The sequence below is a fragment of the Mediterranea sp. An20 genome, from assembly GCF_002160055.1.
GTDB lineage: Bacteria > Bacteroidota > Bacteroidia > Bacteroidales > Bacteroidaceae > Bacteroides > Bacteroides avicola.
This window is the reverse complement of sequence record NZ_NFJV01000005.1, coordinates 42,650-60,328: the sequence shown is the minus strand read 5'-3', so window position 1 is coordinate 60,328 and position 17,679 is coordinate 42,650. Positions and strand designations below refer to the sequence as shown.

Below are 17,679 nucleotides of genomic sequence, written 5' to 3'. Positions count from 1 at the left end.
TCTTCCATATTTGCTTTATTTCACAAATTATCTTTTAAGTATTTATCTAAAATAGCTTGCTTGCGTTCTGCACTGCCATTAATAATGGCTTTGGCTACAGCTATCTTTGTCTCGTAGACTGAGATTTCCTTCACTATTTGCCGCTGTATTTCTGGCAGGGGAACAGGAATAGCGTAACGTATGATATTATCTTTATTACCACGTGGCATCTTCATTCCTTTGACATCGCTCATTACATAATCAATAAATGCTTGGCGACGAAGCATGTAATAGACAAACTCTGGTATGACTTCAGACGTTGGACGGAAAACAATAACATCAGGATTGCAACCACCATCACGATCTGCGAGCCAAAACTTCTTTAAATAAGGTCGGATGTTAGACATCAAAATATCACCACGCTTATATTCCGTAACATTGCCAGTCTGTAGTTCTCCATCGTATGGACGCACACCTTCAAAATCTTGAAGCATGTTATCCGTTGTGATGTAATCGCCTGCGGAAATCCTGTCAAAGTCTATTCTGTCTGTTGCAAATGGTGCAATCGTCCGCAATGTTTTTATTTCACCTTTTACTCCGGCAATAATTTGTTCTATCTGCTCTTTTGCTTTGGCAATTTGCACTCTTGCCTCTTCTACTTTTTTATCGATCGCATCACATTCAACAACTACTTTTTCCTGGATATCCAGTGGAGCCAGTGGAAGTTTGAAAGACGAATATTGTTGTGCATTAATGTTAGGCTGTGCTGTTCCGCTTCGATGAGCCAATACCCATGTACGATATTCCTCAGCGAGACAGAATTGGAAAACATATTCAGGAATTACTTTCTCTGTAAATCGGAAACGGATTAAATAGCCTGCAAATAATGCTTTACCAAATTTCTTCCGATATAGGAATGGCTTACCAGCCGTTGCACCAGAACGTGCAAACAGCAAATCTTTGTCTGTTAGGATATATTGTTCATCAATTCTTTCTGCAGTTTTCCAATCATTATTCAATTCGCCAGAGTCGGTGATGTCGGTTATTCTGATATAGCGATAATCTGTCAATGGATTTCCTTCTGTTGCAGCTACATTTGCCCCATATTGTGGAGGAGTAGAAACCAAGTTTCCAAGTGAAACCAATGGCCATTTACTATGTACAAAATCTATATTAGTAAAAGCACTCGTCTTTATTGCCTTATCAAAAGCTGTCCGTTTAAAATCAATCATATCCACAAGCCTTGCCTGTGAAACGAACTCAGACAAATCTTCCGGAATAACAACATCCTCGCCTAAAAAGTTTTGGCGAATCAATGTGTTTATCTTTTCAGGGTCATATAAATTTTCGGGGCTGAACAACGGCGTGCGTATCCCGTTAATTCCTCGAATCTGCTGTACAGTATCATCTTCGTCACCCTCGTCATCATTTTCTGATTTTGATTTCGTCAAGTGCAGGTATTCTATCCCTTCATTACCTTTGCTGTCGCTCCATTCATAACCGAGGAATTTTTTTATCGCAGCTGTTGTTGTTGGAGACTTGACAATAAGCACAGGGGTATCTACGGTAAATGCCAGCAAGAAAATATAGACTTTTTCCCGCTCTATAGAGATAATGAAATTGCGCAGAGCTTTTTCTTTTTCGGCTTTCTTCTGCTCATCACTTTGTCTGCGGAAAGCCTGTGTTTTGCTTCTTGTGCGGAAACGGGTGCGAATATCTTTTGCCGCATCGCAAACTCCCTTCATGGCATTGCGATCGGTGCTGTCAAATGACTCACAATAAGCTTTGAACACTTCTGTTTCAGACAGGGCTTCATTGATGATTCCATCTTTAAGGAATGTGCGGTAATTATCCAATCTATATCCACAATGATCGCAATATGCCTGTAGCAAGTATTCATCTTGATAGATTTCTTCCGTATGGTCGTTTGTCGCAAACCAGGTTTTGACACGGTTGCGATAATGCTCTGCTGCCGGAGTATTGGTTTCTTTCCGGCGTAAAAACAAAACTACAGTATTTGTGCCTGTCTTTCCAAATGTACCACTGCCGAACTCAGCAAGTGAAACAATATCGAAGTTTTCCAAAATTATTTCTCTTGCACGAGCATAGATTCCTCCCTTGTTGAGCACAGAAACCGGCAACACAATACCTGCAACTCCACCCGCTCGCATAAGTTGCGTTGAACGCTCCATGAAGAAAGTCTCTATGGCATTGTTCTTTGCTGTATTGATATTATTAGTAAAGAGGGAGAATGCTGCGCGGTCGTTGTCGTTAAGTGTTTCAAGGAAACCTGTCACAGCGTACGGAGGATTGGCGACAAGTACGTCATAACTGTTGGGTTGCAGCGCAGCGTGTGGCTGAAGGGCATCGGCATAAATGATGTTTGTCTCATCGTGCCCGTACATAAATGCAGAGACCTTCGATACTTTAGACAAACGGTATTCTTTTTCTATACCGGTGATATGCTTGTAATACTCGTGGATATCAATATCTGGGCGGTACTTCTCTACAAATTCTTTAATCCTTACGGCGTACTCTGTCAGGAAATGACCGGCACCACAAGCATAATCAATACACGAAGGTATTCTCTCGCTTTGACTTACAATCTGTTCCAAAGGAAGAGAAGAAACAATGAAGCGGACAATCGGCATTGGCGTGAAATACTGACCTTCGCTTTGCTTCACACCTTTTGTAAGAAAGCCTTCGAAAAGATCTCCCAAGAATTGATTTGTTTCTGTATCGCAACCTTCATCTACAGTAGATTTCAGTTTGATATTTTGAAGCATTAGCAACACTTCGCGAAGAATCTTTGCATTTTCCTTGAAAAGCCGTTCGTTATGGACGCTAATGAAAGAAAAGTCGTTATCAGAATAGAACTTAAGTGCACGAAAATACTCCATCACAGTCTTCATCGTCGCATCCGGATCTTTCTTATACCAACGGAAAGCCTTTTCTATTTGTTCGTTTTCGATGTAAGTGACCGTTTCATTCAGAAATTTTTCCATTCCGTCACGATAAAGTCTCTGTAAACGGTCTTGCAAAGAAAAGTCGTCATCGTAGGCAGCGCCTTTCCAATAGAAATGCAGGTCGTCTGGATTGTTTGTCTCGTCAACCACTTTGGCAAGAAATAGATTGACAAGTTTATCGAAAGCATTTTCTTTTGCTCCAACATTATGTCGGCGCAAAATTGTAGCAAACTCGTTATACTTCTTTTTTATCTCTTCATTGCTTATAGGGACAAGGTCTTTAACAGAGAATTTGTTTTTCCCGATGTGGTAAGGTTGAATGTCTGATTCAAACAAGCCTCGTGTGGCAGCATCGCATTGATATGTATCATGCCATACACGGAACAACTGCCTATTATTCTTTGCATCTTTATAAGAAAGCAATTCAGAGTTACTTTTTAACAGTTCTTCGTTATCTTGTACGTTTATCAGATAATATTCCGGTTTTGTCTTTTCTCCATCAAAATCTGAAGTATAAAGACAAAGGAACTTCGTCGCCTGTTCTTGCTGAAAGTAACTGAACAACTGTGCGCCATCTTCAAGAGTATCTCGCCAAGCACCATCAAATTCATCCGGCTTCTTGCACTCAATGATCAACAAAGATTCTTTGTCTGCCGCCATTTCGCCAGACAGACTGCCATGCGTCCGCACCCAAATGTCTGCATAACCGCCTTTTTGCGTGTGTCCAAGTTTCCATGCCGGTTCAAGCTCTATGTGTTCAGACTTATACCCCATCGAAAGCAGACGATCAATGCATTCAAATACAACAAAATTCTCTGGTTCTGAGAAATTACTCGTCGTTTCACGACCAACTGTTATACCTGTCTCCTTGTAATGGAAATGCTCGTTCCTTACATCAACCTTTAGTGGAGCACTAACACCTTCGTATGATTTTATGAACACATCACCATCCTGTTCAAAATGCAGAACAGATAGTAATTTTTTTATATTATCTTTAGTAATCATTTTAACTGAATAGATGCTAATTGTTATGATTTCTATGTTCTATCTCGTGACTTCTATTTTTGTCCGTTCGTCCTCGGTCTGGCAGAGGAGGATATTGCCCTTGGAAAAATCTTGTTGATTCATATTCAGATCTCCAATTGCTTCCTATAGACAGAATCTAAGGTGTTTCCTTCTTTGTCTTTCCACTCTATCCATCCATTAGCAGCCCTTCCCAAACAAAACATCGCAGCCGTACTAGGACTGGCAAATGTTTTATCCGAAAGCATTTTCCAAATGCCGTTATCATCTATTGCATATTCTTTTATCATTCTTTCCCGCTTCTCTTTCCATTGAAAAGACTGCGTACAATTATTAACAATAATACTTCCTTTTAATACAGTAAAGCCGGAAGAATTATATAAACCTTTGGCATCACATCCCCGTCCTTTAGCATAGAAGAGACGCTCTTCTTTAGACTGGAAAAATTCAAAGATATTGCATCCGATGAAGGAAGCAAGAAACTTGATATCCTCAAAAAACTCGTCCATGGCGTCCTGCTGATGTTCAGGAAGATTGGGAGCTTTGGGGACTTGCTTATTTTCGTTCAGTACAAATGTATTTGCTTTTTTAGCTTCCGCAATAGCCTTATATTCCAAGTATTGTACATCGACTTTGGTCATATCCTCATCTTTGGATACAAATACAAGTGCCTTTTGCCAAAACGTTTTCTTATAGTCGTGGTCTTTTATACGTTCCTTAAAATTCTCCGTTTCTCCGATGTAGGCTTGCGGTTTGGTCGCTTCGTCTTCACCAATTAGAATATAGAATGCCGGTTTATGCAATTTTTCCTGCACATTCAGATATTCCAAATTAGAACGGGGAATGACAAACATTTGGCAAATCTTGTTACTGATGAATGAATACTGCGTACTTTTAGGGTCACCATCTATTAAATATGTTGTTATTGTTTTGCCCATATAGCCTTTTAATCTTAAATTAAGTGTGACACCTTGATTATTTGTTAACACCTTTTGTCTGGGATATATCCTTCGTAATAATACGATTGCTCAATTCCCTTGAAGATAACTTCCCGGTCATTGACCTTGTCGGTCAGTGCAGGTTGGAGCAATACACGAAGTTCCAAATCGTTGATTGGGCTTCGCTCCATGGCTTGCAGATAAAGGTCCTTGTCCACGGTTTGCCAGTCTACCACCTTGCCAAGATTCTTTTTCAATATCATGTCAAGCCACATTCGGGTAGCACGGCCATTTCCTTCCATGAACGGATGGGCAATGTTCATTTCCACATATTTGGCGATGATTTCCTCAAAGGTGCTTTCGGGCATCTTTTCGACGATTGGAAGTATCGCTTTCAAGTACAAGCAGTTAGCAAAGCGGAATCCTCCTTTGGCTATATTCAAGTTACGGATCTTACCGGCAAAATCATAAAGTCCGTCAAAAAGATACTTATGTATGGCGCACAAGCCTTTTGTAGTGCCAACCTCAATCTTGTCTATATCACCTGACTCAAATAATCGTTGAGCTTTCAAGAGGCTTTGTTCATCTATTGGGTATTGCTTATTCATATTCCTATGTATATTTAGCAGAGTTACTCATGCTGTTTTTCAAAGTGCCATTTTGGCTCTTTGAAACCGTAAAGAATGGCTCTTTGGAAAAACATATCATTATATTAAACTCATCCTTTCATTATTTCTTATCGTTTATCAAATCCTTCACATCCACATTCAGAATCTCCGCTATCTGAAACAACACCTCCAAACTGGGCTGCCGTCTGTTGCAAACATACGCATTGACCATACAGAAACTCTTGCCGAGCTTCTCCGCCAGCCACGTCTGTTTGATACCACGTTCTTCAAGCACTTCTTTTATTCGGTTCATGGGTTTGTCCATTGTCTGTTATCTTAGTTCTGTTTACAAAGGTATAAAATATCGTGCTATAAAAAGAGAAAAGGGGAAGGAAACTCTCCCCCTTCACTCAAATTCATTAAAAAGCCATCCGTCAGACATTAATTGTCGCCAATGGTGCCGCACAACAATCGTTATCAAACCGATAATTGGTGGTAGGTTTCAATCCTAACAGGCGATGTCACAGAGTTATTTTCTCCTCTCTCGTATGCGGCGCAGCCGCGAACTCCGCGCTCTCCCGCCCGTTTCAAGCAGGTCGTTACGGAGCTCTGTGTCTCCGCGCCTCTGCGTTCGATATAAAATAAATCTAATTGATTATTTATTCCCTAACACGTAAGGTATCTCTAAGCTCCCCCTCGGGGGGAGTTGAGGGGGCCGGGAGTTGGAGGGCCTTGACCCAATACCCATTCCCATACCGTGTATGCACCCGCCGCCCCATCTGCGCCAGCAGTCGGCTGAAGGCCGTACACGAACAGTCGCGCAGGGCCGCCGCATTCTTCCGTTTCAGCACGGCATACATGTCGGCAGCGGACATCAGGCGGGCGCCCGGCTCTCCCGGTTCCACGAAGCGGAAGCAGGTGCCGACCAGTTCTTCGGCAGGCGTTACGCGGTAAAATTTCCGGTTGGACTGCTGGATGTCAGCTTCTTCCTCCTTGCTGAACCAGTAGCGTTCGCCCCGCTCTATCTCGTGCTTCAACTGCGCGTAAAGCTGTCCGTAGTCGATGGGGGTGGTGCAGTCGATGGCACGCTCCACCTCCACGCAGATGAAGCGGCGGCTGCCGCTCAGGTCCGTCAGAAGGTCCAGGCGGTTGCTCGTGCCGATGAACGAGGCGATGCGGGGCAGGGGCTCGGCATTCCTCTTGTAGGCACGGCGGATGCGCAGGCTCTCCATCTGCATCAGGTTCTTCAACTGGGGCAGACGGGTAGCTGGCAAGCGGTCGAACTCATCAATATTAATCAGACCGCAGGCTGCCAATTTGTTTTCCGCGCCGGAGGCGTTGTTCAGGTCAAAGCTTTCGGTGAAATAGTCCTGCAGGGGCTTGGGCAGGAGCATGCGGCAGAAGGTGGACTTGCCCAGACCCTGCTGCGTGCTGATGAGGATGGGGGCTACGCTGTTGGCACGTTGGCTGTATGCTTCCTTGCCCATCCACTGGGCGGTACAGGCAAGCATCCAGCGGTGGAAGGAGTTTATCCAAAGGCCGTCGTCCGACACACGCCGTGCCAGTTCTGACACCCGGTCCTTGCCGTCCCATTCGGGCAGGTTATCAAAATAGTGTATAAAGGGATGATAAGCCGGCACGTGTGCCGATTCAACGTAGCGTTTCACGTCGCGGTCCCAGCAGGCGATACCCTCATCCATAGCACGGAGCACGATGCTGTTGAGGGTGCGTTGGTCTACAGGCATATAAGTTGCTTCGCCTGCACCGGTTGCGGCACATTCCGTGCGGTCTGCCAGGCGGTTATAGCGGAAGCTGTAGTGTTCCTCCAGGTATCCGATGAGCTGCTGCATGATTTGTTGCTGTTTCGGGGCTTTCTCTTCCTTTTTCGGGGAAGATTCCTGAACGCTTAGAGGCTGTATGTTCTTTGTAGGTTCTTTCCCGGTTATTTCTGCTTCCGGCTGTTCCTCCCATCCGGTCACTTCGCCATTACCCTCTATGCAGTAGACCTGTTTGGGCGTGTCAGTAGCGTTTGCCTCCGGAGTCCAGGTCAGCCGGATGCCGAATTCTCCGTTGCCGCAGATGAGGAAGGCTTTCCCGCCGGGCACATCGGCACACGCCTGCTGCAGGGCAGACAGGAGTTGTTGGTAAAGAAGGGTGTGGTCGGCTGCGGCATTCTTCGCAGTGTTCGGCAGTTGGGGTGTTTGTGTCCCATAGAAGAAGTTTCTCAAACGGGTAATCAGGTTCATGGGCTTTCTGTTTTTGAAATGATTTTCCGCAAAGATACAACTTGCCGATGGCATTTGTCAAGCGGGAAATTGATTCTGTACCACAAAATGCAGGTTATAGTTGGTTAGAGCGGATTGTCGTTGATTATCTCTTTATGTGCGTGGAAGTATATGCCTACCGACTTCACGCCTTCACCCTCTTTCAAATCGTTGTGGTTTAGACGGTTGCTGTGAAAGATGCTGCCCTCACGCATCTTTCACGGTCTTTATTTGGGAGCCGGATTGCCGAGGTATGGAAGAGCGGTACAATCTATATGGGGAGCCGACTTGTTATACCTTGCCACTAAAGGCTGAAAGGAGTCGTGAAAGCAGCGTGAGGGCAGCATCTTTCACCGGAACTTTCCGGAAATCAATGGGTTGGAGGGCGGTGAAGGCGTGAAGGATGCTGCGGACAGTTGATGATACAGAACACAGAGGCACGGAGTCACAAAGTTATCCCCCTTCCAGACAGTTACGAAACTTTGTGTCTCTGTGTTCATTTAAGCTTCACCAAAGTCAGAGTTACGCTGCTAAAGTGGCACTTTACGCCGCTCAAATGCAGGTTTACGCCGCTTTGAAGATTAATCCTCGTAAATGAATACGACATACATCACTCCACCTGCATAGCCAACATTTCCTGTAAGACATTAAGCGCTTCTTCCACTGTAGTGACATCTTTCACCAACATGGAACGTTTGCCGTTCTGTTCGCGCAAATTGCATCGCCGGGTGTACTTCATCATATAGGCTATCAAACGACCGAAAGCCTGACTCTGGTAGTAGGGACTTTCAGAGTTACTAACCAGGTAAAGCGTCATACGCCCACCTTTGAGAAAAACTTTCTCAGCACCCAACCGGGCGGCAATGCGGCGCAGGGGAACAATGCGCAGAAGTTCTTCCGTCTCAGGCGGAACGGGACCGAAACGGTCGATAAGGCGCCAACGGAAATCCTCCACATCCTTGTCCAGTGTCAGTCCGTCCAGTTCGCGGTAGAGCAGCATGCGCTCACTGCTACCGGTCACATAATCGGCGGGAAGCAGCAGTTCGAGGTCGCTCTCCACCTGGCATTCTTCAACAAACTGTTCGCCGCTTATCTTGCCCGATCCGTCGGTGGCCTGCTGCTCTTCAGCGTAGAGGTCGGCAAACTCGTCGGTTTTCAGCTCGCGCACAGCCTCGGAAAGAATCTTCTGATACGTCTCATAGCCCAGGTCGGCAATAAAGCCGCTCTGCTCGGCACCCAGCATGTTGCCTGCGCCACGTATGTCGAGGTCCTGCATGGCAATGTGTATGCCGCTGCCCAGGTCGCTGAAATTCTCGATGGCCTGAAGACGCCGCTTAGCTTCAATCGTAAGGCTGGAAAGCGGAGGCGCCAACAGGTAACAGAAAGCCTTCCTGTTGCTGCGGCCCACACGCCCGCGCATCTGGTGCAAGTCGGAAAGGCCGAAGTTCTGCGCCTGGTTGATGATTATGGTGTTGGCATTGGGTATGTCAATGCCACTCTCGATGATGGTTGTCGCCAGCAGCACGTCGTAATCATAGTTCACGAAGTCCAGGATAATCTTCTCCAGCTCTTCAGGTGCCATCTGCCCATGGCCGATGCAGACGCGGCAATCCGGGACGTTACGCTCGATGAGTGCCTTCAGTTCCGGCAAGTTGGCAATGCGGTTGTTGACGAAGAACACCTGCCCGTTGCGGCTCATCTCGAAGTTGATGGCATCGGCGATGACCTCCTCGTTGAACGTATGCACCTCCGTCTGAATGGGATAGCGGTTGGGGGGCGGTGTCTGTATGACGCTGAGGTCGCGTGCCCCCATCAGCGAGAACTGGAGGGTACGGGGTATGGGCGTGGCGGTCATCGTAAGCGTATCGACATTGACCTTCATCTGGCGAAGCTTCTCCTTCACGCTGACGCCGAACTTCTGCTCTTCGTCGACGATAAGCAACCCCAAGTCCTTGAACTTGACATCCTTACCCAAGATGCGGTGCGTACCGATGAGAATGTTTACCTCACCCGCCGCCAGTCCTTTAATGACGGCACGCGCCTGGGCGGAAGTACGGGCACGGCTGAGATATTCCACCCGGCACGGCAAGTCTTTCAGCCTCTCCTTGAAAGTCTGAAAGTGCTGGTAAGCCAGCACAGTGGTAGGCACCAGCACAGCCACCTGCTTGTTGTCGCACACCGCCTTGAATGCGGCACGTATGGCCACCTCCGTTTTGCCGAAGCCCACATCGCCGCACACCAGGCGGTCCATCGGGCGGGCACTCTCCATATCGGCCTTCACCTCGGCAGTAGCCTTACTTTGGTCGGGGGTGTCTTCGTAAAGGAAGGAAGCCTCCAACTCTCGCTGCAGAAAGCTGTCGGGACTGAACTGAAAACCCTTCTCTTCGCGGCGCTGGGAATAGAGTTTGATAAGGTCGCGGGCAATGTCCTTAATCTTTTTCTTCGTGCGGTCCTTCAGCTTCTCCCAAGCTCCCGTACCCAGTTTGTTCAGACGGGGCGGCTCGCCTTCCTTGCCTTTGTATTTGGATACCTTGTGCAACGAATGGATGGAAACGAACACCACGTCGTCGTTCTGATAGACCAGCTTCATCACCTCCTGTGTGGTATTACCATTAGGAATGCGCACCAGCCCGGCAAATCGTCCTACACCATGATCGGTGTGCACCACATAGTCGCCGGGAGTAAACTGGTTCAGTTCCTTCAGCGAAAGGGCCACCTTGCCGCTACGTGCCTTGTCGCTCTTGAGGTTGTACTTGTGGAAGCGGTCGAACAACTGATGGTCGGTGAAGACACAGAGACGCAGGCTGTCATCTGCAAAGCCTTCGTGCAAGGTTTTGTCAACGGCAGTGAAGGTAATGCAGTCTCCCCTGTCGTCGAAGATTGCACGAATGCGATCGGTCTGCTTGCGGCTGTCGCTACATATATAGATAGTATAATGGTCAGCCAGATACTTGTGGAAGCAATCGACCACAAGGTCGAAGTTCTTATGGAAGATGGGTTGTGCCGAGGTATGAAAAGCGAGCGTAGCATCGGGCGTGCCCGTAGGCTTGGTGCCAAACTCCAACCGGCGGAAGTCGAGGGCACGCACGGTAAAGTCCCCTCCGTCAATGAGCTTTCCTTCCAGCGAGATGGTCCCATTTTCTTCTGCCTCACGGGCGGCAATGGCCTGCGGAGTGAGCGCTTCGTCGTGCACTTGCTGGATACGTTCCCTCAACCAGAGGAAATCGCGCATAGCCAGCACGGTATCGTCTTGGAGGAAGTCGAGAAAAGAAACCATGCCGCCCGTACCTTTCTGCTCAAGGTCGTGACTCAGGTCGGGGACGATGACAATGCTGTCTTTCCGGTCTTTCGACAACTGAGTCTCTACCTCGAAGGTACGGATGCTCTCCACCTCGTCGCCGAAGAAGTCGATGCGATAAGGATATTCAGAAGAGAAGGAGAAGACGTCGATGATGCTGCCGCGCACGGCATACTGGCCGGGTTCGTAGACATAATCCACACGTTCGAAACCGTAGTTGTGCAATACTTCGGTGACAAAGGTCATGTCTACCCGCTCGTTGGCATGCAGTTTCAAGGTCTTGTCGGTCAACTCGGTACGCGACACCACTTTCTCTGCCAGCGCATCGGGATAAGTCACCACGCAAAAGGATTTATCTGTTTTTTGCAGACGGCTCAACACCTCGGTGCGCAGTATCTCATTGGCAGCGTCCTTCTGTCCGTATTTTATGGCACGGCGGAAGGACGAAGGGAAGAACAGCACATTGGCATCACCCAGCACCTGTACGAGGTCGTGATAGAAATAACCGGCCTCTTCCAAATCGCCCAAAATGAAGACAAACGGGCAAAAGGCTTGCCCGACCAATACGGAAGAGAACAGAGAGGCAGACGAACCAGTCAGTCCCCCGCAATAGATATGATGAACGGACGGATTGTCCAGCAGACGGTGCATGCCCTCCACATTGGGATGGGCAGCATAAAGTTGTTGCAGTTCGCTTAGGGTCATACTTATTCGGTTTACGGCCGCAAAAGTACGAAATAATCCTCCAACTTGCGTGGGGATATGGGGGAAAAGCTGTACATTTGCAGGAAATAATCAGGCTACGGGCTACGAGTTACGAGCTACAAGTTCTTGCCATCCGACGCGCTACAGAACTTGCCACTCGTAGCTCGTAGCTTGTAGCCCGTAGCTATAAAGACAATGAACACTTCGGACAGCATCGTCATTATCCCCACTTACAACGAGCGGGAGAACATAGAGAACATTATCCGCGCCGTCTTCGGACTGGAGCACGGTTTCCACATTCTGGTAGTTGAAGACAACTCGCCGGATGGCACTGCCGACATCGTAAAGCGGCTACAGCGCGAGGAGTTTGCCGACCGCCTTTTCATGCTCCAACGCCCCGGCAAGCAGGGACTGGGCACGGCCTACATCGCCGGCTTCCGCTGGGCTCTGGAGCACGGCTATGAATACATCTTCGAGATGGATGCCGACTTCAGCCACAACCCCGCCGACCTGCCACGACTCTATGCCGCCTGCCACGACGAAGGAGCAGACGTAAGCATCGGCTCGCGCTATGTCAGCGGCGTCAACGTAGTGAACTGGCCCATGGGCCGCGTGCTGATGTCGTACTTCGCCTCGAAATACGTGCGCCTCATTACCGGTCTGCCCATCCACGACACCACAGCGGGTTTCGTGTGCTACCGTCGTCGCGTACTCCAAACTATCCCGCTGGACAGCATCCGATTCAAAGGATATGCTTTCCAGATAGAAATGAAGTTTACTGCCTACAAATATGCCTTCCGCATCAAGGAGGTGCCTGTTATCTTCATCAACCGCGAACTGGGTACGTCGAAGATGAATAGCAGCATCTTCGGCGAAGCTGTATTCGGCGTCATCCGCCTGAAGTGGGACAGCTTGTGGAAAAAATACCAGCGACCTGCAGAGTGACTTGGTACAAAAAACTCTTAAACCATAATATTCCTCATAATGAAACGTACACTGATACATAACGCCACCCTAATCAATGAGGGTACGCGCAAACAAGGCTCCCTCGTGATAGCCGACGGCAACATTGCCGAGATACTGACCGAAGGCCGCCCCCTCTCCGCCCCATGCGACGAGACTATCGATGCCACAGGCTGCTACCTGTTGCCTGGCGTCATTGATGACCATGTGCATTTCCGTGACCCGGGACTGACGCACAAGGCCGACATATTCAGCGAAAGCCGTGCAGCAGCAGCCGGAGGCGTCACATCTATCATGGATATGCCCAACACCAACCCACCTACAACAACCCTCGAAGCTCTGGAACAGAAACAGGCGCTGCTGGCGGAGAAATGTATCGTAAACTATTCATGCTACTTCGGTGCCACCAACAGCAACTACACCCTCTTCCCCCGCCTGGACAAAACCCGCGTGTGTGGCATCAAGCTATTCATGGGCTCAAGCACGGGCAACATGCTGGTAGACCGTATGGATAGCCTGCGGCACATCTTCGGCGGCACCGACATGCTCATCGCTGCCCATTGCGAGGAGCAGGAAATCATCCACCGCAATACCGAAAAATACAAGGCCGCCTACCTTGAAGAAGCTCAGATACCTCTCAACAAACATCCTTACATCCGCACCGTACAGGCTTGCTATTCCTCATCGCATCTGGCTGTCCAACTGGCCACAGAAGCCGGGGCACGCCTGCACGTGCTGCATATCTCCACAGCCAAGGAACTGCCGCTGTTCAGCCATGCACCGCTGGACGAACACAAGCGAATCACCGCCGAAGCCTGTGTAGCTCATCTGCTGTTCGACATACGCGACTATAAAATGCTGGGCGCCTGCATCAAATGCAACCCCGCCATCAAACGACAGGCCGACCGCGATGCCCTGCGCCGTGCTGTCGTCGAAGGACAGATAGATGTCATTGCCACCGACCATGCCCCACACCTGCTGACGGAAAAGAGTGGCGGAGCCTTGCGGGCAGCTTCGGGTATGCCGATGGTGCAGTTCTCGTTGGTCAGCATGTTGCAACTGGCTGATAAAGGCATTTTCACCCCCGAACTCGTGGTGGAAAAGATGTGCCACGCTCCTGCCCGACTCTTCCGCATCGACCGCCGCGGCTTCATCCGCGAAGGTTACCATGCCGACCTGGTGCTCGTACGTCCGCACACTCACTGGCAGGTGACACGTGACAAGATATGGAGTAAATGCGGCTGGAGCCCACTGGAAAGTCGCACTTTCGACTGGCAGATAGAAAAGACATTTGTCAACGGACACGTAATCTACGACCACGCGACAGGCGTGGACGACACCTGTCGCGGAGAGGAGCTGCGTTTCCATGCCTGAAGCCCAGCTACTCACCTACCGGGTCCACGAGATTACCCCTTACATCAACTGGACGTATTTCTTCCATGCCTGGGGGTTCAAGCCCACTGCGGCACATTCTACGGAGGCAAGACAACTGCAAGAAGATGCCTTTCTGCTGCTGGAAGAGTCAGAAGACGTACTGACCCTTCCATGTCTCTTCCGTCTCTGCCGCGCCAATGCAGACGAAGATAATCTGCTCATCGAAGATACCGTTTTCCCTCTGCTGCGCCAACAGAAGCCCGGCACCAAGGGAAGTCCGCATCTTTGTCTGAGCGACTTCGTGCGACCGCTCTCGTCGGGCAGGACAGATACGGTAGGACTTTTCGCCTCAACCGTCAACGGACTTGAAACCCTCCACACCCCAGACGATCCTTACCGCGACCTGCTTGTTCAAACCCTCGGCGACCGTCTGGCCGAGGCAGCCACGGAGAAGATGCACCAATATGTCCGCCGGACAGCCTGGGGCTATGCTCCAGACGAGGACCTGCCCATTCCCGACCTGCTGGCAGAACGCTTCCAGGGCATCCGCCCCGCCGTAGGCTATCCTTCATTGCCCGACCAGTCCGTCAATTTCATCCTGGACGCTCTGCTGGACATGCAACGCATCGGAATCACCCTTACGGAAAACGGAGCCATGCATCCGCACAGCTCCGTTTCCGGATTGATGCTGGCCCATCCTGCTGCCCGCTATTTTGCTATAGGCCGCATTGGCGAAGACCAGCTAAAAGATTATGCCCGACGCCGCGGACTTCCGATAGATGTGATGCGGAAATTCCTGGCGGCAGTCTTGTAAGGTCAGAACCGGTATCCTACTCCCAAAGTAAGATCCATATAGGCGTCACCAGCCGTCCACCCTGACTTATACATAATGTCTACCAGCCAATGGCGCTTCACCTCCAGGCCTAAGCCGAGAAGCAATCCACCACCGTCACGGTCGTCTCCTTCCAATTCATCGTAATACGAACCTCCGTTGATGGAAGAGCTTAATACACGGCTATAATAAGCACCGAACTTTACAGCAAGCAACATCGGTTTGCCCAAGGAGTATTTCACGCCATAGGCCACAGGAATCTCCAGGTTATGAGTTTCATAATCGACTCCACCAGTTCTTATTTCTCCGTCAAAATCCCAATCCCACAAGTTCATTTGTCTCCGGAAATAGTACACTCCCAATTCGTAGAACCAATGGCGCGACACAGCTATATTCATACCAACGCCTCCATAGAAATTTCCTCCAGACCAATTGCCGTCATAATCCTGGTTGGCTCCCCATCCGGCCTTGACAAACCACATAAAGCGGTCCTGAATATCCTGCTTCATCTCAATCGCAAGCGGTATAGGCAATGTCTTGGATTTCTTGCCCTTTGTCACTTCTATCGAATCAAGTATCAAGGGCACATCTTCCAAAATGAAGTTTCCATCTTTGTCAGTCACTGTACTGATATTCGTACCCTTTACCGTTACCTTCGCACTGTCTATGGGATAATAATCCCGGTCTATGAGACGTTGCTTGAATTTCTGGCCCTGGGCCATGGCTGCTGCCGCACATGTACAAAGCAACAGCATAACATATATTCTTTTCATACGTATCCTATGTTGTTTTTAGTATAATTATCAGAATCGGTAAATCGCACCAAATGTCAAAGCCCAACAATGTTCAGGACTATCAAAGCCATTGTAATCGTTTCCTATAGCCATGTTCTTACCCCAGACACCGACAGTAAGCTGTTTGTATTCCACCCCCAGGCTGTAGGCCACGCCAAAACTCAACGGATGGAGCAGAGAGTAATAATCGTATCCATCATAAAACACCTTGTTGTCGAAAACATCCATTTCTTCCTGCTGTCCGTTGTAATCCGTCTTTACCTTGCCACTGAATCCGTAAGCAATGACCGGTCCGAACGAGAAAACCAGATTCGTCTTATGAGCCAGCTTCTGACGGTTGACAAAATACAAAGACAAATCCAGGAAATTCGGATTCCAGGTTTCCCGGTAACTCATTCCGTCTTGATTCTGTTCGTAAACCGTACCCCGTTGGGCCAGCTGTATCATAGGACGGAAAGCCCAGTGCTTGGAGGTGCGCACCTCCAGACCCACACCGACCTCATAGCCAGTCTTGAAACTGCCGCCATTGACCGTATAACGGCTCATAGATACACCCGCCTGCACCACAAATGTCAGTTTCTTGCGTTTGGTATCTACAGAAAGCGGTTTATTTATCTCCCGCACTTCAGTCCCCATGCCTACAGATTCCACGACAATATACTTGGCTGTAACAGGCACATCTTCCAAAAAGAATTTGCCATCCACATCCGTTATGGCGCTGATGCCGTATTCCTCATATTTTTTAAACAGCCTCGGCTTGTCTTCGTAATCTCTGAGTGTAACCAGTGCCCCTACGACAGGCTGGCCATCCTTGTCCGTCACCACACCTTTGATGTCGTGCGTGAGCACACCTTCTTCCATTCCGGTTGCCACCGTATCAGCCACAACCTCTTGCGCCGTCAGAGATGCTGTCCCCAACCAGGCTGCAAGGCATAACATTAATATATGTTTCATCGTCATTGTATAATCGCAATATTTGTATTCAAAATCAACGTGCGCTTTCATCCACCGAACCATCACACGTCACCTGGCACACCGGAGAGTAAGCGATATCTCCTCCCGTACCCTGAACAAAAGCCCGCACATAATAAGTGCCAGCCGGCACAGGGGCATAGACCGAGGTATAGAAGCTTTCTTCATATCCGACAGATGCTTCCACTTGGTCGTCGACATCCGGCAACGAATTCGTGGTACTGTAACAAATGCCACGGCGGGTAACCTGGGATGAAATGTCGCCTTCTACTTCCATATAGAAATCGGCATACAAGCCGTCACCGCCCCATGTTTTAAAGGTAGAAATCACCGGAGCATCCGGATAAGTGTAAGACTTCACATCCGAATAACAGTATTTGGTAGTAGTACCGAAATCAGTACAGTCGTCGACAAAACCGGGCCATCCTCCCCCGTTATATATACCCAATACTAATTCAAAATAGAGAGTTGTACCGGGCAGGAATAATTGTTCATACGTATCCCAATTCAAATAAACATAATCTAAAATCCCAGCATTCTCATAATAAGGTATACTACCCGTCAATTCGGTATCTGACATGGGTCTATCACCCAATGAAGGAGAAGGAAGATTGGATGAAACATCCGAGAAAAGAATCTCCATAAAATCAAAACTGCCGGAAAAGGCATCAGAAAAAGGACGAATCAGCAGCCCTCCAGACATACGCATATCCTCGCGCAGATTCTCGTCGGTCACTAATTCATTCAGTTCTTCGTAGCTCAAATCGGAGACGGATACGACTTCACCCAAAGAAACACTCTCCGGCAACACACGTCCGAAGTCGTCCACCTCATTACAACTGAACAACAGCAAGGCTATGCTCAGCAGACAAAGTACTTTTTTCATATTTCCCTGTTTCTATATTTAGAATTAATCACTACAAAGGTATCGGATTTATTTAACATCATCAAACGTAAATTTGC

The 17,679-nt window shown here is 48.5% G+C and carries 12 protein-coding genes; 3 read left to right on the top strand and 9 right to left on the bottom strand.

From position 1 onward, the window contains the following. Nucleotides 1-20: 20 nt before the first annotated feature. The 6 genes from B5F34_RS04485 to mfd all read right to left on the bottom strand — a co-directional run bounded on the left by B5F34_RS04485 (nucleotide 21) and on the right by mfd (nucleotide 11,781). A complete protein-coding gene (locus B5F34_RS04485; RefSeq protein ID WP_087335505.1) occupies nucleotides 21-3,950 on the bottom strand; it encodes an N-6 DNA methylase in 3,930 nt (1,309 codons plus the stop codon). A gap of 125 nt (nucleotides 3,951-4,075) precedes the next feature. Next, nucleotides 4,076-4,906: a GIY-YIG nuclease family protein gene (locus tag B5F34_RS04480; protein ID WP_087335502.1), complete on the bottom strand. Its 831-nt coding sequence runs from the start codon at nucleotides 4,904-4,906 to the stop codon at nucleotides 4,076-4,078. A gap of 44 nt (nucleotides 4,907-4,950) precedes the next feature. Beyond that, nucleotides 4,951-5,514 (bottom strand): Fic/DOC family protein, encoded by a 564-nt coding sequence (locus tag B5F34_RS04475; RefSeq protein ID WP_087335500.1) that lies wholly within the window; start codon nucleotides 5,512-5,514, stop codon nucleotides 4,951-4,953. Nucleotides 5,515-5,635: 121 nt separating this feature from the next. After that, on the bottom strand, nucleotides 5,636-5,839 hold the full coding sequence (locus B5F34_RS04470; RefSeq protein ID WP_087335498.1) for a helix-turn-helix transcriptional regulator: 204 nt from the start codon (nucleotides 5,837-5,839) through the stop codon (nucleotides 5,636-5,638). 334 nt (nucleotides 5,840-6,173) lie between these two features. Next, nucleotides 6,174-7,760: a VapE domain-containing protein gene (locus tag B5F34_RS04465; RefSeq protein ID WP_162609283.1), complete on the bottom strand. Its 1,587-nt coding sequence runs from the start codon at nucleotides 7,758-7,760 to the stop codon at nucleotides 6,174-6,176. Nucleotides 7,761-8,388: 628 nt separating this feature from the next. Next, complete coding sequence (mfd, locus tag B5F34_RS04460) at nucleotides 8,389-11,781, bottom strand: transcription-repair coupling factor (protein ID WP_087335494.1); 3,393 nt, start codon at nucleotides 11,779-11,781, stop codon at nucleotides 8,389-8,391. A gap of 195 nt (nucleotides 11,782-11,976) precedes the next feature. On the opposite strand from mfd, the gene B5F34_RS04455 reads away from it, so the two are divergent. The 3 genes from B5F34_RS04455 to B5F34_RS04445 are packed head-to-tail and all read left to right on the top strand — an operon-like array spanning nucleotide 11,977 to nucleotide 14,932. Continuing rightward, nucleotides 11,977-12,726 carry a polyprenol monophosphomannose synthase gene (locus tag B5F34_RS04455; RefSeq protein ID WP_087335492.1) on the top strand — a complete coding sequence of 250 codons (750 nt, stop codon included), beginning with the start codon at nucleotides 11,977-11,979 and terminating at the stop codon, nucleotides 12,724-12,726. Nucleotides 12,727-12,765: 39 nt separating this feature from the next. Continuing rightward, nucleotides 12,766-14,118 carry a dihydroorotase gene (locus B5F34_RS04450; protein WP_087335489.1) on the top strand — a complete coding sequence of 451 codons (1,353 nt, stop codon included), beginning with the start codon at nucleotides 12,766-12,768 and terminating at the stop codon, nucleotides 14,116-14,118. Beyond that, nucleotides 14,111-14,932 (top strand): vitamin B12 dependent-methionine synthase activation domain-containing protein, encoded by an 822-nt coding sequence (locus B5F34_RS04445; RefSeq protein WP_087335487.1) that lies wholly within the window; start codon nucleotides 14,111-14,113, stop codon nucleotides 14,930-14,932. Before B5F34_RS04450 ends, B5F34_RS04445 begins: the two co-directional genes overlap by 8 nt. Nucleotides 14,933-14,934: 2 nt before the next feature. On the opposite strand, the gene B5F34_RS04440 is transcribed toward B5F34_RS04445, so the two are convergent. The 3 genes from B5F34_RS04440 to B5F34_RS04430 are packed head-to-tail and all read right to left on the bottom strand — an operon-like array spanning nucleotide 14,935 to nucleotide 17,602. After that, entirely contained in the window at nucleotides 14,935-15,723 is a 789-nt protein-coding gene (locus B5F34_RS04440; protein ID WP_087335485.1) for an outer membrane beta-barrel protein, read from the bottom strand. Nucleotides 15,724-15,753: 30 nt separating this feature from the next. Next, the gene (locus tag B5F34_RS04435) at nucleotides 15,754-16,698 is read right to left on the bottom strand and encodes an outer membrane beta-barrel protein (RefSeq protein ID WP_087335483.1); all 945 of its coding nucleotides are present in this window, start codon (nucleotides 16,696-16,698) and stop codon (nucleotides 15,754-15,756) included. A gap of 34 nt (nucleotides 16,699-16,732) precedes the next feature. After that, complete coding sequence (locus tag B5F34_RS04430; RefSeq protein ID WP_087335481.1) at nucleotides 16,733-17,602, bottom strand: hypothetical protein; 870 nt, start codon at nucleotides 17,600-17,602, stop codon at nucleotides 16,733-16,735. Nucleotides 17,603-17,679 lie beyond the last annotated feature (77 nt).